This is a genomic window from Streptomyces sp. NPDC093225, from assembly GCF_044753805.1.
In the GTDB taxonomy this organism is placed as follows: domain Bacteria; phylum Actinomycetota; class Actinomycetes; order Streptomycetales; family Streptomycetaceae; genus Streptomyces.
On record NZ_JBIVNX010000091.1, the window covers coordinates 1 to 14,219 of the forward strand.

At 74.4% G+C, this 14,219-nt stretch carries 11 protein-coding genes and 1 pseudogene; 6 read left to right on the forward strand and 6 right to left on the reverse strand.

All coding sequences use genetic code 11. The features are described 5' to 3' along the window. Positions 1-125: 125 nt before the first annotated feature. The 5 genes from ACIQCH_RS37625 to ACIQCH_RS37645 form a co-directional block, all read right to left on the reverse strand. On the reverse strand, positions 126-749 hold the full coding sequence (locus ACIQCH_RS37625; RefSeq protein WP_402588742.1) for a GNAT family N-acetyltransferase: 624 nt from the start codon (positions 747-749) through the stop codon (positions 126-128). A gap of 27 nt (positions 750-776) precedes the next feature. Then, positions 777-2,867 (reverse strand): prolyl oligopeptidase family serine peptidase, encoded by a 2,091-nt coding sequence (locus ACIQCH_RS37630; RefSeq protein WP_402588744.1) that lies wholly within the window; start codon positions 2,865-2,867, stop codon positions 777-779. 71 nt (positions 2,868-2,938) lie between these two features. Next, a complete protein-coding gene (locus ACIQCH_RS37635) occupies positions 2,939-4,330 on the reverse strand; it encodes a M20/M25/M40 family metallo-hydrolase (RefSeq protein ID WP_402588746.1) in 1,392 nt (463 codons plus the stop codon). Between the two features lies 1 nt (position 4,331). After that, complete coding sequence (locus ACIQCH_RS37640) at positions 4,332-5,165, reverse strand: M55 family metallopeptidase (RefSeq protein WP_402588748.1); 834 nt, start codon at positions 5,163-5,165, stop codon at positions 4,332-4,334. A 196-nt stretch (positions 5,166-5,361) separates the two neighbouring features. Then, positions 5,362-5,805: an SRPBCC family protein gene (locus ACIQCH_RS37645; RefSeq protein WP_030203358.1), complete on the reverse strand. Its 444-nt coding sequence runs from the start codon at positions 5,803-5,805 to the stop codon at positions 5,362-5,364. A gap of 245 nt (positions 5,806-6,050) precedes the next feature. On the opposite strand from ACIQCH_RS37645, the gene ACIQCH_RS37650 reads away from it, so the two are divergent. The 3 genes from ACIQCH_RS37650 (at position 6,051) to ACIQCH_RS37660 (ending at position 9,565) form a co-directional block, all read left to right on the forward strand. Continuing rightward, positions 6,051-7,256 carry an Rv2578c family radical SAM protein gene (locus ACIQCH_RS37650; protein ID WP_402588749.1) on the forward strand — a complete coding sequence of 402 codons (1,206 nt, stop codon included), beginning with the start codon at positions 6,051-6,053 and terminating at the stop codon, positions 7,254-7,256. A 118-nt stretch (positions 7,257-7,374) separates the two neighbouring features. Then, the gene (locus tag ACIQCH_RS37655) at positions 7,375-9,030 is read left to right on the forward strand and encodes an alpha/beta hydrolase (protein ID WP_402588751.1); all 1,656 of its coding nucleotides are present in this window, start codon (positions 7,375-7,377) and stop codon (positions 9,028-9,030) included. 115 nt (positions 9,031-9,145) lie between these two features. Beyond that, positions 9,146-9,565 carry a Rid family hydrolase gene (locus ACIQCH_RS37660; protein WP_402588753.1) on the forward strand — a complete coding sequence of 140 codons (420 nt, stop codon included), beginning with the start codon at positions 9,146-9,148 and terminating at the stop codon, positions 9,563-9,565. Between the two features lie 37 nt (positions 9,566-9,602). Here ACIQCH_RS37660 and ACIQCH_RS37665 read toward each other — a convergent pair whose 3' ends face one another. Continuing rightward, complete coding sequence (locus ACIQCH_RS37665; protein WP_402588755.1) at positions 9,603-10,169, reverse strand: adenylosuccinate lyase; 567 nt, start codon at positions 10,167-10,169, stop codon at positions 9,603-9,605. A gap of 546 nt (positions 10,170-10,715) precedes the next feature. Between ACIQCH_RS37665 and ACIQCH_RS37670 the strand changes: the two genes are divergently transcribed. The 3 genes and pseudogenes from ACIQCH_RS37670 to ACIQCH_RS37680 all read left to right on the forward strand — a co-directional run. Beyond that, positions 10,716-12,527 carry a 3-hydroxyacyl-CoA dehydrogenase family protein gene (locus ACIQCH_RS37670; protein ID WP_402588757.1) on the forward strand — a complete coding sequence of 604 codons (1,812 nt, stop codon included), beginning with the start codon at positions 10,716-10,718 and terminating at the stop codon, positions 12,525-12,527. A 103-nt stretch (positions 12,528-12,630) separates the two neighbouring features. Further along, positions 12,631-13,464 (forward strand): TetR family transcriptional regulator, encoded by an 834-nt coding sequence (locus ACIQCH_RS37675; protein WP_402588759.1) that lies wholly within the window; start codon positions 12,631-12,633, stop codon positions 13,462-13,464. A gap of 402 nt (positions 13,465-13,866) precedes the next feature. Next, positions 13,867-14,219: pseudogene (locus tag ACIQCH_RS37680) on the forward strand (crotonyl-CoA carboxylase/reductase); the annotation flags it as partial.

Here is a 14,219-nt window from a genome sequence, read left to right on the forward strand (position 1 = left end):
GCTCCGCCCCTGGCCTTCGGCCACCCCAGGCCCGGGCCTGCCTCCGGACCAGCCTGCCATACCGGCTCAAGCGCCTCCCCCACACACCACGGGACCCACCGGCACCGCCAAGGATGTGGGCCCGGTCAGGTGGGGGTGTTCGTGCGAGCGGTGCTGTCGAGGGCAACCGGACTGCGCGGAGGTCCGCCCGCCCGCCGCGCCGCGCGCATCTCCTGCGTGAGCGCCCACCGCTCGTGGTCGCGCCAGGCGCCGTCGATGCGCAGGAAGTCCGGCGAGAAGCCCTCCCGGCGGAAGCCGCGGCCCCGCACGAGGGCGCGGGAGGCGGCGTTGCCGGGCTGGATGTTGGCCTCCAGGCGGTGCAGGCCGAGCGGCCCGAACGCGTGGTCGACGACCAGTTCCATGGCCTCGGCGAACAGCCCCCGGCCGGCCGCGTGCGCGAAGGCGCCGTAACCGAGCGCCCCGTTCTGGAACCCGCCCCGCACGATGTTGTTGATGTTGATGAAGCCGGCGATGGGCCCGAGGGCCGTGCCGTCCGCCGCCGGCTCGCACACCAGGAACCCGACCCTCGTGTCGTCGGCGATCACCCGCTTCGCGTACTCCTCGTACGCCTCGACCGTCTCCGGCGGGAACAGCCACGGACGGTGCAGCTCACGGCTCTCGCGGACCCGCGCGGTGAACTCGGCGCCGTCCTCCAGCCGGTAGCGGCGCAGCACCGCCCGGGCGCCCCGGGCGATCAAGAGATCGGACATGAGGCCAGGCTAACCGGCCCGCGGCGGTCACTTCCGCAACCGCAGCACCGGGATGTCGTCCCGCTCGAACCCGAACACCTGCGCGTACAGGGACAGTTCCGCCTCCAGCGCCCGGACCATGGTCTCGGCCCGCCGGAACCCGTGCCCCTCGCCCTCGAAGGCCAGGTACGCGTGCGGCGGCACCGGCCGCCCCTCCTGGCCCTCCGGGCCCTCGACCGCCGCCAGGAACCGCTCGGCCTGCGACGGCGGGCAGACGGCGTCGTCCAGACCCTGGAGCAGCAGGAACGGGACCGAGATCCGGTCCGCCCGTCCCAGCGGCGAGCGCTGGCGACAGCGCGCCGCCAGGGTCTGCGGTGGCCCGGCGAGGCCGGTCAGGTACTGGGACTCCAGGTCGTGGGTCTCCTCCCCGATGCCGACCAGGTCCAGCACCGGGTACTTGATCGTCCCGCAGGCGTAGACGTCCGTGCCGGCCAGGGAGGCGGCCGTGGTCCAGCCCCCGGCGCTCCCGCCGCGGACCGCGAGCCGGTCCGGGTCGGCCGTGCCCTCGGCGGCCAGGGCCCGCGCCACCGCGGCGCAGTCCTCCACGTCGACGACGCCCCACTGCTCGCGCAGCCGCTCGCGGTAGGCCCGCCCGTACCCGGTGGAGCCGCCGTAGTTGACCTCGGCCACGCCGATGCCCCGGGAGGTGAAGTACGCGATGTGCAGGTCCAGCACCGGCTCCACGTGGGCCGTGGGGCCGCCGTGCGCCCACACCACGTACGGCGGCAGGGCGTCGGCCGGCGCGGCGCGCACCGGGTTGTGCGGCGGGTAGACGTGGGCGTGGATCTCGCGGTCGTCCGGGCCGTAGAACGTACGGCTCTGCGGCTCGGGGTAGTAGGCCGGGTCGACCGGGTCGGTGGCCGCGGCGCCGATCACCCGGGCCCGCCCGGTGACGGTGTCGAGCTCGACGACCTCGTACCCGCTGCGCGGGCTGGCGGCCACCCCGACGACCCTGGAGCCGCACACGGCGAGGGTGGGGGCCCAGTTGGTCCAGGGCCCGGCCGCGTCGACGAGGTCGCCGGTCTCCGGGTCGAGGACGCCCAGCACCGAGGAGCCCTGCCCGTGCAGGACCGCGACCAGGCCGCCGGCCAGCGGCGCCAGCCAGCGCAGCCCGGTCTTCCACAGCGGCCCGCCGAACTCCTCGTCCCGGGGACACAGGTTGACCGCCTTGCCGCCGCTGCCCGCCGGGGTGCCGGGCCCGGTGCCGGCGGCGGGCTCGACCCGGTACGGGTTCCACCAGCCGCCCCGGTCGCTGACCGCGAGCAGGCTGCCGTCGGCCGCCCACTCGACCTGCGCCACCGACTCCTCGGGCCCTCCCAGCACGGTGCGCGCCGTGCCGAACTCCCCCTCGGGGGTGATGTCGGCGACCTTGAGCTCGGTGCCGTCCCAGGGCATCCGCGGGTGGTCCCACACCAGCCAGGCCGCCCGTCTGCCGTCCGGCGACAGCCGCGGGCCGGTGGTGAACCGGTGCCGGTCGTCGGTCAGCTCGCGGATCGTCGAGCGGTCCTCGGCCGCCGATCCGTCCAGCGGTACGGCCGCCAGCACGCGCCGCACGTCGGTGGGGCCGGGCCCGGTGAACTCCTCTAGTACGCACCACACTTCGCCCCGCTCCGGACACAGGACGGGATCGGCCCAGCGCAGCCCGCCGCCGACCGGGGAGAGCGGGGTCAGCGGGCGCGGCCCGGCGGCCCCGGAGGTGCCGGAGGCGCCCGGTGCCGCCGCCGAGGCGCCGGGGGCGTCGGGCTCGTACGCGTACAGCCGCTGGTCGGCGAACTCGGTGAAGACCAGCAGCGGTCCGCCGACCGGGCGCGCGACGGCGGCCCACGGGGTGCCGCCGTACTCGACGACCCGGCTGCGGACGTTCCACGGCTGCGGGAGCACCGGCTCCTCCCGCGCCGCGCCGAAGGCGTCCGTACGCCGCCGCACCAGGGTGCGGCGGCCGCCCTCGGACGGCCGCGGGGCGGTCCACCAGACCTCCTCGCCGACCGTTCCGAGGTACTCGGGGCGGCCGTCGAGGGAGGCGGCGAGGGCGGCGTCGATCGGCGAGGGCCAGCTGCCGTACGGCCCGGTGGGCACCATGTCTGTCGTCTCTCTTCCGGTCTGCGCCGACGGGCGTGGGGGGCGGACGGCGGGGCGCGGCGGTGGCGGCGCTACAGCGCGCGCAGCGCGTGGTCGAGGACCCGGACGCCGAAGTGCAGGGCGTCCACGGGCACGCGTTCGTCCACGCCGTGGAAGAGCGACCAGTAGTCGAAGCCGGGCGGCAGGCGCAGCGGGGAGAAGCCGTAGCCGGTGATGCCCAGTCGGGAGAACTGCTTGGCGTCGGTGCCGCCCGCCATGCAGAAGGGCACCACGTGCCCGTCCGGGTCGAAGCGCTCGACGGCCGCGCGCAGGACGGCGTACGTCGACGAGTCGACGGGGGCTTCGAGGGCCACCTCGCGGTGGTGGAAGTCCCAGTCCACGTCGGGTCCGGTGAGCCGGTCGAGGGTGGCGCGGAACTCGTCCTCGCCGCCGGGCACCATGCGCCCGTCGACGTACGCGGTCGCGTGGCCCGGGATGACGTTCAGCTTGTACCCGGCCTCCAGCATGGTCGGGTTGGCGCTGTTGCGCACGGTCGCGCCGACCAGCAGGGCGGCCTCCGGCGGCAGCTTGCCGATGAGCCGGTCGACGTCCTCGGCGCCGAAGCCGGGGGCGTTCGGGTCGGCGTCGATGCCGTACACGGCGGCGAGTTCGGTGAGGGCGGCCCGGACGGTGGCGGTGAGGCGGACCGGCCACTGGTGCTCGCCGATCCGGGAGACGGCCCCGGCCAGGCGGCTGACGGCGTTGGCCCGGTTGGGCTTGGAGCCGTGGCCGGCGGTGCCGTGGGCGGTGAGCTTGAGCCAACCGGTGCCGCGCTCGCCGGCGGCGATCGGGTAGAGGGCCGTGCCGGGTCCGGCGTGCACGGTGAACGCGCCGGACTCGCTCAGGCCCTCCGTACAGCCCTCGAAGAGGCCGGGGTGGTGGTCGGCGAGGAAGCCGGAGCCGTCGACGGCGCTGTCCTCCTCGTCGGCGGTGTACGCGATCACGATGTCGCGCCGGGGCCGGATCCCGGCCCGTGCCCAGGCCCGTACGACCGCCAGCACCATCGCGTCCATGTTCTTCATGTCGACGGCGCCGCGGCCCCACACCACCCCGTCGCGGACCTCGCCGGAGAACGGGTGGACGCTCCAGTCGGCGGCCTCGGCGGGCACCACGTCGAGGTGGCCGTGGACCAGCAGCGCGGGGGCGCTCGGGTCGGTGCCCTCGATGCGGGCCACGACGTTGGTGCGGCCCGGGGTCCGCTCCAGCAGGACGGGCTCCAGGCCGGTGTCGGCGAGGCGTTCGGCGACGTACTCGGCGGCCGGGCGCTCGCGGCAGTCACCGCCGCCCCGGTTGGTGGTGTCGAGGCGGATCAGGTCGGAGGTGTACTCGACCACTTCGTCCAGCGCCCGGTCGTCCACCGGCGAGGCCGGGTCGGGGCCGGCGGCGGGCGCGGGGCGGTCGGCGGGCTGTCGTGCGGCGTTCATGTCACCCATATTGCTCCTCCACGGCGGCCGAGACGATCGTCGTGACCGCCTTGAACGTGCGGATGGCCTCGAACATCGTGGCGCTCGCGTACCGCACGCGCCGCTCGCCGGCGGACTCGACGCCCGGCACCACGGTCGCGGCGGCCGACAGGTGCGCCGCGTCGAACTCGACCTCGACGGCGAACGGGCCGCGGGCGACGGGCTCGTGGCGCACGGCGAGGCCCGCGGCCTCCTTGGCCGCGGCCCGGATGTCGGCGGCGGTCCGGGCCGGCGGCCGGCAGACGGCGGCGTACCGGGAGACGTGGTCCTTGACGGCGACGGTACGGGCGCCGGGCGCGTAGCCGAGGGCGTCGGCGCAGGTGAGGTCGTCGCCCGTGACGAGGACCACCGGGACGCCGTACTCGGCGACCACGTGCGCGTTCAGGTGGCCCTCGCTGGCCGGGGTGCCGTTCAGCCAGACCCCGGTGATGGAGTTGGCGAGGTAGGTGTGGGCGAGGACGCCCTCGGCGCCCGCGCCGGTGTGGTAGCCGACGAAGGCGATGCCGTCGACGTCGCCGTGCTGGACGCCCTCCACCATGGAGAGCGACTTGTGGCGACCGGTCAGCATCTCGATCCGCTCGTCGAGCCGTTCCAGGAGCAGGTTGCGCATGGTCCAGTGCGCCTCGTTGACCAGCACCTCGTCCGCGCCGCCGTCGAAGAAGCCGAGGGCGGCCGCGTTCACGTCGGAGGTGAACAGGGCCCGGCAGCGCTCCCACTGGGGGGTGCCGGGCAGCACGTCGGCGGGCCAGGTGACCCCCGTGGCGCCTTCCATGTCGGCGGAGATGAGGATCTTCATCGGGCCCCCGGGTGCGGTCGGTACGGCTGCCGGTACGCGCCGCCGACGCGCGGCGGGCCTACCGCTCGCGCACGGCGGAGGTCCAGCCTATCCAGGGGATATGCCGCCGCACAGGGCGCGGCGCGCGGCGGGCCGCACCGGGGTGCGGCCCGCCCTCACCCGATCCGGTGACCGGCCGCCGCGTCAACGTGGCGGTTCAGGACTCCACTTCGGTGGCGAGGCGGTCGAGCACCGAGTCGTAGATGCGGGACAGGCCCTTGGGGGCGAAGGTGCGCTCGAAGAAGCCGCCGATGCCGCCGGCGCCGTTCCACGTGGTGGTGACCACGGCGCGGGACTTGCCCTCGCCGGCCGGGGTGACGGTCCAGGTGGTGACCATCGAGGAGTTGCGGTCCTTCTCGACCAGCTGGCCGTCGGTCGGCTCGGTCACCTCCAGCAGGCAGTCGCGCACGCGCTTGCTGGTGGCCTGGAGCTTCCAGTGGACCAGGGTGCCCTCGCCGTCGCCGCCCTCGCGCACCTCGTACTCGCTGAAGTGCTCGGGGAGCAGCTTGGCGCGGGTGCCGGTGTAGTCGGCCAGCGCGTCGAAGACGGTCTCCGCGTCGGCCCCGATGATCCGCTCCGTGGTCGCCTCGACCTGCGCCATACCTGTTCCTCCAGCAACTGTTGCGAACGTTCCAATCGGCCGGCCAAGCCAACCACCTCCAGGGGGGCCGGCCAAATCGGCCCCGACCCGCTCCCGGCCCGTCGTCGCCGGGGCGCCGGCGGCGGGCCGGGCGGGTGCCGGGGAGTCCCAGGCCGCGGGCCCCGCCCGGACCCGGCGGGAATCGCCCCGCACGATCATGGGAACAGATGTTCTATTCTCGGCCACGAGCTACCGAGGGAGGCGTCATGCGCTGGGACCATCTCGCGGACGGGAACGACGAGGTCGCCGGGCCTGCGGGGACCGCCGCGACCGGGCCGACCGCCGGGACCGCCCGGACCGCCGACGGCGGGAGGGGGGCGGGCGGGACGGGCGGGACCGGTGCCGGCACTGGCACCGGCACCGGCACCGGCACCGGCAGTACGGGCGCGGGCGGGACCGGTGCGGGCCCCGGCCGCCCCGGAGCGCTGTTCGGGATCACCGACGTGGTCACGCGGACGTTCGACACCCCTGAGTTCCGCGGCATCACGTTCCACGAGGTCCGGGCCCGCAGCATCCTCAACCGCGTCCCCGGCGCCTCCCGCATGCCGTTCGAGTGGACCGTCAACCCGTACCGGGGCTGCAGCCACGCCTGCGTGTACTGCTTCGCCCGCAAGACGCACGGCTACCTCGACCTCGACACCGGCGTCGGCTTCGACTCGCAGATCGTCGTCAAGACCAACGCGCCCGAGCTGCTGCGCCGCGAGCTCGGCTCGGCGCGCTGGACCGGCGCCCACGTGGCGATGGGCACCAACGTCGACTGCTACCAGCGGGCCGAGGGCCGCTACCGGTTGATGCCCGGCATCATCGAGGCCCTGCGCGACCGCGCGAACCCCTTCTCGATCCTCACCAAGGGCACCCTGATCCTGCGCGACCTGCCCCTCCTGCGCGAGGCCGCCGCCGTCACCGACGTGGGCGTCTCGGTCTCCGTCGGCTTCACCGACCGGACCCTGTGGCGGACCGTGGAGCCCGGCACCCCGTCGCCGCAGAGCCGGCTGGACGCCGTACGGACCCTGACGGACCACGGCATCGGGGTCGGCGTGCTGATGGCACCGGTGATCCCGTTCCTCGGCGACTCCCCCGAGCAGCTGCGCCGCACCGTGCGGGCGATCGCCGGATCGGGGGCGGAGTCGGTGACACCGCTCGTACTCCATCTGCGGCCCGGGGCCCGCGAGTGGTTCATGTCCTGGCTGGCCGCCCACCACCCGGAGCTGGTCCGCCGGTACGAGCAGCTGTACGCGGCCGGGGCCTACGCGCCCACCTGGTACCAGCGCCGCATCACCCGCCAAGTCCACGAGCTGGCGGCCGAATTCGGCATCGGGCCGGCCCGGCGGGGCGCCGCGCGCCGGATCGCGCCCGGCGCGCAGCCGTCGGCCGCCCCGGAGCCCGCGGCGACCCAGCTGACGCTCCTGTGATCTCCATACGCATGTCCTGAGGCCTCATCACATCGGGCCAATAGTCCGCACAATCACGCCTTCCCGCTGGATTTTCCGGGACGATTCCGCCCAGAGTCACTTGCTGGGAGGCCCCTGGATGAAGAAGCGCGCAGCAGTCCTGTTGGCGGTCGCCACCGCCCTGACGGCGACGGCGACGGTGGCCGTCCCGGCCACGTCCGCCGCGACGGCCCCGTCGGTCGCCCGTACGGCGGGCGCGGCGGGCACGGGCACGGCGGGTACGGCGGGGCCGGGCACCGGCCCCGGGGCCCGGGCCGCCGCCCTGACGTGGAAGGGCTGCGCCACCGCACGCTATCCCGGCCTCCAGTGCGCCTCCCTCGCCGTGCCGCTCGACCACGCGCACCCCGAGGGCCGCACGATCACCCTCGCCCTGACCCGGGTCCCGCACACCGCCCGCACCTCGCAGGGCCCGCTGCTGGTCAATCCGGGCGGCCCGGGCGGCAGCGGCCGCGGCCTGGCCGGTTTCGTGGCCGCGTCGCTGCCGAAGGAGGTGGCGGCGCAGTACGACGTGATCGGATTCGACCCGCGCGGCGTGGGCAAGAGCGAGCCCGCCCTCAACTGCGGCCAGGGCCACTTCAACCCCGTCCGCCCCGATCCGGTGCCGCTGACCGAGGCCGTCGAGCGGGCCAACCTCGACCGGGTCGCGGCCTTCGCGCGCGAGTGCCAGGCCATGTACGCGGACGTGCTGCCGTACATCGGAACGCTGAGCGCGGCCGAGGACATGGACCTGGTGCGCCGGGCGCTGGGCTCGGAGCGGATCTCGTACTTCGGCTACTCGTACGGCACGTACCTGGGCGCGGTGTACGCCAAGCTGCACCCGGACCGGGTCCGGCGGCTGGTGCTCGACTCGGTCGTGAACCCGGGCGGCGTCTGGTACGAGGACAACATCGACCAGGACGTCGCGTTCGACGCCCGGCACAAGGCGTTCCTGGCGTGGGTGGCCAAGTACGACGACCGGTACGGGCTGGGCTCCGACCCGGAGGCCGTGGAGACGGCCTGGTACCGGATGCGCCGGGAGGTGCGGGACGCGCCGGCCGGCGGCAAGGTGGGCCCGGCGGAGCTGGAGGACACGTTCCTGCCGGGCGGGTACTTCAACGGCTACTGGCCGGCGCTGGCCGAGGCCTTCGCCGCGTACGTCCGGGACCGGGACGAGAAGCCGCTGGTGACGGCGTACGAGAAGTTCGGCGCGGTGGACCCGGCGGCGGGCAACAGCTACAGCGTCTACAGCGCGGTGCAGTGCCGGGACTCGGCCTGGCCGCGGGACTGGAACCGGTGGCGCGGGGACATGTGGCGCACCCACGCCAAGGCGCCGTTCATGACGTGGAACAACGCCTGGTACAACGCGCCGTGCGCGTTCTGGGGCACGCCCTCGCTGGAGCTGCCCGACGTCACGAACACCGCCCTCCCCCCGGCCCTGCTCTTCCAGGCCACGGAGGACGCGGCCACGCCGTACGCGGGGGCCGTGGAGATGCGGTCGCGGCTGGCGGGCGCCGCCCTGGTGGTCGAGGAGGGCGGCGGCAACCACGGCATCTCGCTGAGCGGCAACGCGTGCCTCGACGCGCACCTGGTGGCGTACCTGAAGGACGGCACGCTGCCGCGGGCCGCGCACCGTTCCCGGTTCGCCCCGGACGCGTCCTGCGCCGCCCAGCCGGAGCCGAAGCCGGCCGCCACCCGCGCCCTCCCCCCGTCCTCCGGTGGCGCGGCCCTGCACGGCCTCCTGGGCTTCCGGGGCTGACCCGCCCGAGGCGGCCGGCACTCCCCGTCCCCCTCGATGCCCCGGGCCGACGACCAGGCCCGGGGCATCCGTATTCCGCCCCGCGGACGATCACGGGTGTGATGGGATGACGATCATGACCACCCCTCACACGGCATCGCACATCACCCGCGTCCCCGCCCCGGACGGCATGGCGGCCAGCCCGGCCTACAGCCACGTCGTCTGGGGCACGGGCCGGTTCGTGGCGGTCTCCGGGCAGTGCGCCTTCGACGAGCGGGGCGCGGTCGTCGGCGCCGGCGACGCCCTCGCCCAGGCCCGCCAGGTGTTCGCGAACCTCCGCCGTTGTCTGGCCGCCGCCGGCGCCGACTTCTCCGACGTCGTCAAACTCACCTACTACGTCACGGACGTCGCCCACCTCGCCGCCGCCCGCACCGCCCGCGCCGAGGCCCTCCCGCCCGACGCCCTCCCCGCCTCCTCCGCCGTCCAGGTCTCGGCCCTGATCCACCCCGACCTCCTCCTGGAGATCGAGGCCTTCGCCGTGGTCCGGGAGGCGTGACCCCGTGACGCGGCCCGACCGACGCGGTCGGGCCGCGTCACGACAGGGAGCGCAGGGCGGCGGTGGCGGCGGTGGCCAGGCGGGGGTGGGCCTGGGCGGCGGTGAGGGAGGGGCGGGCGCGGGGGTCGGCGAGGGTGCCGAGGCCCTCCACGCAGGCGAGGGCCACCCGCCAGTACGGGTCGTTCGGCGCGAGCAGCCGGTCCAGGGTCGCGATCAGGGCCGGGGCCGACTCCGGGGCGCGCAGCCGGGCCAGCAGCCGGACCGCGGCCGCCGCGTAGGCGGTGCGCAGCGGGTTGGTGGCCAGCGCGGCCGCGGCCCGGGCGGTGCGGGGGTCGCCGAGCCGGTCCAGGGCGTGGGCGGCGGAGACGCAGCGTGCGGCGTCGCGGTGGTTGAGCAGCAGCACGAGCGTCTCGAACGCCCGCCGGTCCCCCGCGCAGCCGAGCCGGAACGCGGCCACCTCACGCGCCCACAAGGGTCGTTCGTGCGCGGTGAGGACGTCGGCCAGCTCGTCCGGGGGTGCGGTGAGCAGGGGTTCGCACGCCGGTCCCGCCTCGGCCCGTATGCGGTCCGTGAGCGCCCGTAGCTCTTCGTCCACCGTGTCCATGGGAGCAGGGTAGGGCCCGGGGCCGCGCCCCGCGGCGCAGATCACAACGGCCGCCCTATTGGCACGCGAGCTACTCGCGAGTTAACGTCTCTTCAAGCACCCCCGAACGGGGTGCGCCCACTCGAGGCGGCCTGGTGACGCAGCCGCCCTGGGTGTGATCGGTTCGGCCGGTCCGGGGTCCGCCCCGCGACCGCCGGTTTCGTACGGCAGGGCTCCGGGACAGAGCCGCTGCCGTCCCCCCGTGCCGAGACGGGCACGGGCTTCATCCCGCACGTCCGGTCTCGTACCTGACACGGGTTCACACCCGGCGTGCCCCTCGTGCCGCCGGACGCACCACAGCTCCACCACCGCAACGCCGCACCGCCGTACCGACGTACGTGTCGTGCGCCGTACCCGCCGTACGGTCGCCCGCACCCCGTCACCGACGTACCCGCGGCCGCGCCCCGGGCAGCGGCACGGCTCCGCAGCCGCGCCCCGCACCCCGGCGCCCCGCCGTCCGCGCACCCGTCCCCCAGTCGTCACTTCCTCTCCCACTGGAGTCCCGCGATGGACCGTCAGTCCACTCCGCCCAGTCAGTCCTCCTCCGCCCTGCAGACCATCGCCGTCGTCGGCCTCGGCACGATGGGCACCGGCATCGCCGAGGTGCTCACCCGCGCCGGCCACGAGGTCATCGGCATCGACATCAGTGACGCGGCGGGCCGCGCCGCCGTCGCCGCGCTGGAGGCGTCCACGGCCCGCGCGGTGTCCCGCGAGCGCCTGACCGAGCAGGAGCGGGCCGACGTGCTCGCCCGCTTCCGCACCTTCGGTGACCTGCAGGCCGCCGCCCACGCGGACCTGGTGATCGAGGTCGTGCCCGAGGACTACGAGCTCAAGCGGCAGGTCTTCGCCGCCCTCGACGCGATCGTGCGCCCCGACACCATCCTGGCGACCGGCACCAACGCGCTGTCCGTGACCCGGCTGGCCGCCGAGTCGCTGCGCCCCGAGCGGGTCCTGGGCCTGCACTTCTTCAACCCCGCGCCGGCCATGAAGCTGGTGGAGGTCGCCTCCTCCGTGCTGACCGCCCCGCCGGTCGTCGAGGCGGTCACCGCGCTGGCCCGCGGGCTGGGCAAGGAGCCGGTCTCGGTCGGCGACCGTCCCGGGTTCGTCGCCGACGGGCTGCTGTTCGGCTACCTGAACCAGGCCGCCGCCATGTACGAGTCGAAGTACGCCTCCCGCGAGGACATCGACGCGGCGATGCGGCTGGGCTGCGGCCTGCCGATGGGCCCGCTCGCCCTGCTCGACCTGATCGGCATCGACACCGCCCGCACCGTCCTGGAGGCCATGTACGCCGCCTCCGGTGACCGGCTGCACGCCCCGGCCCCGGTCCTGGGCCACCTCACGGAGGCCGGGCTGACCGGCCGCAAGGCGGGCCGCGGCTTCTACTCGTACGAGGCTTCCGGCAGCGCCACCGTGGTGCGCGACGCCCAGACCCCGCTGGACGACGCCCGGCTGGGCGAGGGCCGCCCGGTGTCCTCGGTCGGCGTGGCCGGCTCGGGCACCATGGCCAGCGGCATCGCCCAGGTCTTCGCGCAGGCCGGCTTCGACGTCGTGCTCGCCGCCCGCAGCCAGGAGAAGGCGGACGCGGCCAAGGCCGCGATCGGCAAGTCCCTGGACCGCATGGTGACCCGCGGCCGGATGACGGCCGAGGTCCGCGAGGGGACGCTGGCCCGGATCACCCCGGCCGACTCCCTGGAGGCGTTCGCCGAGGTCGACCTGGCCGTCGAGGCGGTGGCCGAGGACCTCGCGGTCAAGCAGCAGCTGTTCGCTTCGCTCGACAAGATCTGCAAGCCGGGCGCGGTGCTGGCCACCACCACCTCCTCGCTGCCGGTGATCGCCTGCGCCCGCGCCACCTCGCGCCCGCAGGACGTGATCGGCATGCACTTCTTCAACCCGGCGCCGGCGATGAAGCTCGTCGAGGTCGTCCGCACGGTCCTGACGGCCGACGACGTGCACGCCACCGTCCGCGAGGTGTGCGCGCGGATCCGCAAGCACGCCGTGGACTGCGGGGACCGGGCCGGGTTCATCGTGAACGCGCTGCTGTTCCCCTACCTGAACAACGCGATCAAGATGGTCGAGGAGCACTACGCCACCCTCGACGACATCGACGCCGCCATGAAGCTCGGCGGCGGCTACCCGATGGGCCCGTTCGAGCTGCTCGACGTGGTCGGCCTGGACGTCTCGCTGGCCATCGAGAAGGTCCTGCACAAGGAGTTCCGCGACCCCGGCCTGGCTCCCTCGCCGCTGCTGGAGCACCTCGTGGCGGCGGGCTGCCTGGGCCGCAAGACCGGCCGCGGCTTCCGTGAGTACGCCCGGAAGTAGCGGGCCGGACGCGTGGGGAGGACTCCTCGGGCCCTCAGGGCGGGCCGTACCCTCCGGGAGTCCTCCCCCGCTTCCACCCCCTCGGGCGCCCTCCCGGGCGCGCATGCAGTACGTTCGCCTTATGTCCCAGCCCGCCAAGACCTCACGAAACGCCGCCGCCGAGCCCGCGGAGACCACCGCGGGCGCGCGCGCGGCCGCCCAGCGCCTGAAGATGCGCCGCGAGCTCGCCGCCGCCGCCATGGAGCTGTTCGCGTCGAAGGGGTACGAGGCGACGACGGTCGACGAGATCGCCGCGACCGCGGGAGTGGCCCGCCGGACCTTCTTCCGGCACTTCCGTTCCAAGGAAGAGGCGATCTTCCCCGACCACGACGACACCCTGATCCGCGCCGAGGCGGTGCTGAACGCGGCGCCGGCCCACGAGCACCCGCTGGACACCGTGTGCCGGGGGATCAAGGAAGTCATGAAGATGTACGCCGCCTCGCCGGCGGTGTCGGTGGAGCGCTACCGGCTCACCCGCGAGGTACCCACCCTGCGGGAGCGCGAGATCGCGTCGGTGGCCCGCTACGAGCGGCTCTTCACCCGCTACCTGCTCGCGCACTTCGACGAGCACGACCACCACGACGGCAACGACGACCCGCTGTTGGCGGAGGTCGCCGCCTCGGCCGTGGTGACGGCCCACAACCACGTGCTGCGGCGCTGGCTGCGGGCCGGCGGCGAGGGGGACGTGGAGGCGCAGCTGGACCACGCCTTCGGGATCGTACGGAAGACCTTCGGCACCGGCATCGGGGCCGGCCGGACGCTGGACGGGGGCGCGACCTCCGTCGTGCCGGCCGCCTCGGCCACCGCCCAGGGCGAAGTGCTGGTGACGGTGGCGCGCACGGACGCGCCGCTGGACGAGGTCATGCGCACCATCGAGGAAGCGCTGAAGAACAAGTGAAGATCGCGTAGGGCGCATCCGCAGGACACTCCTGCGGCGCACGGATGTGACGGCCGTCTCCCGGGTCCCGGGGGGCGGCCGTTTCGTATGTCCAGGTTGCCCCTACTCGCGGGTAACTCTGATCGATCATCGCTCATCTGCGCAGGTCAATCGGCAATTGAGAGAAAGTTTTGGCACGCAGTGCCTTGCCGAGTGACACGGGGTGCCATACGTTGAAGTGGTCCGGACGTCCCCGCGGCACGGCGAACACCATCGCCCCGACCGCGCCCCGGATGCCTGCGTCACCAGGCTCTCCGCGCCCACCACGGCGCCCCCGCTCCACCGCACCGCCGAACCGACGGCACACCTCCACCGGACCACCCTCAGCGTTTCCCTCGACGCATCCTCGCCGGAGGCACCACCGTGAAGGACATCCTGGACGCGATCCAGTCGCAGGCCGCGACGGCCGAGGACATCGCAGCCCTTCCGCTCCCCGACTCGTACCGCGCGATCACCGTGCACAAGGACGAGGCGGACATGTTCGACGGGCTCACCACCCGCGAGAAGGACCCGCGCAAGTCCCTGCACCTCGACCACGTCCCGCTCCCCGAGCTGGGCCCGGGCGAGGCCCTGGTGGCCGTCATGGCCTCCTCGGTCAACTACAACTCCGTGTGGACCTCGATCTTCGAGCCGGTGTCCACGTTCAACTTCCTGGAGCGCTACGGCCGCCTGTCGGAGCTCACCAAGCGCCACGACCTGCCGTACCACGTCATCGG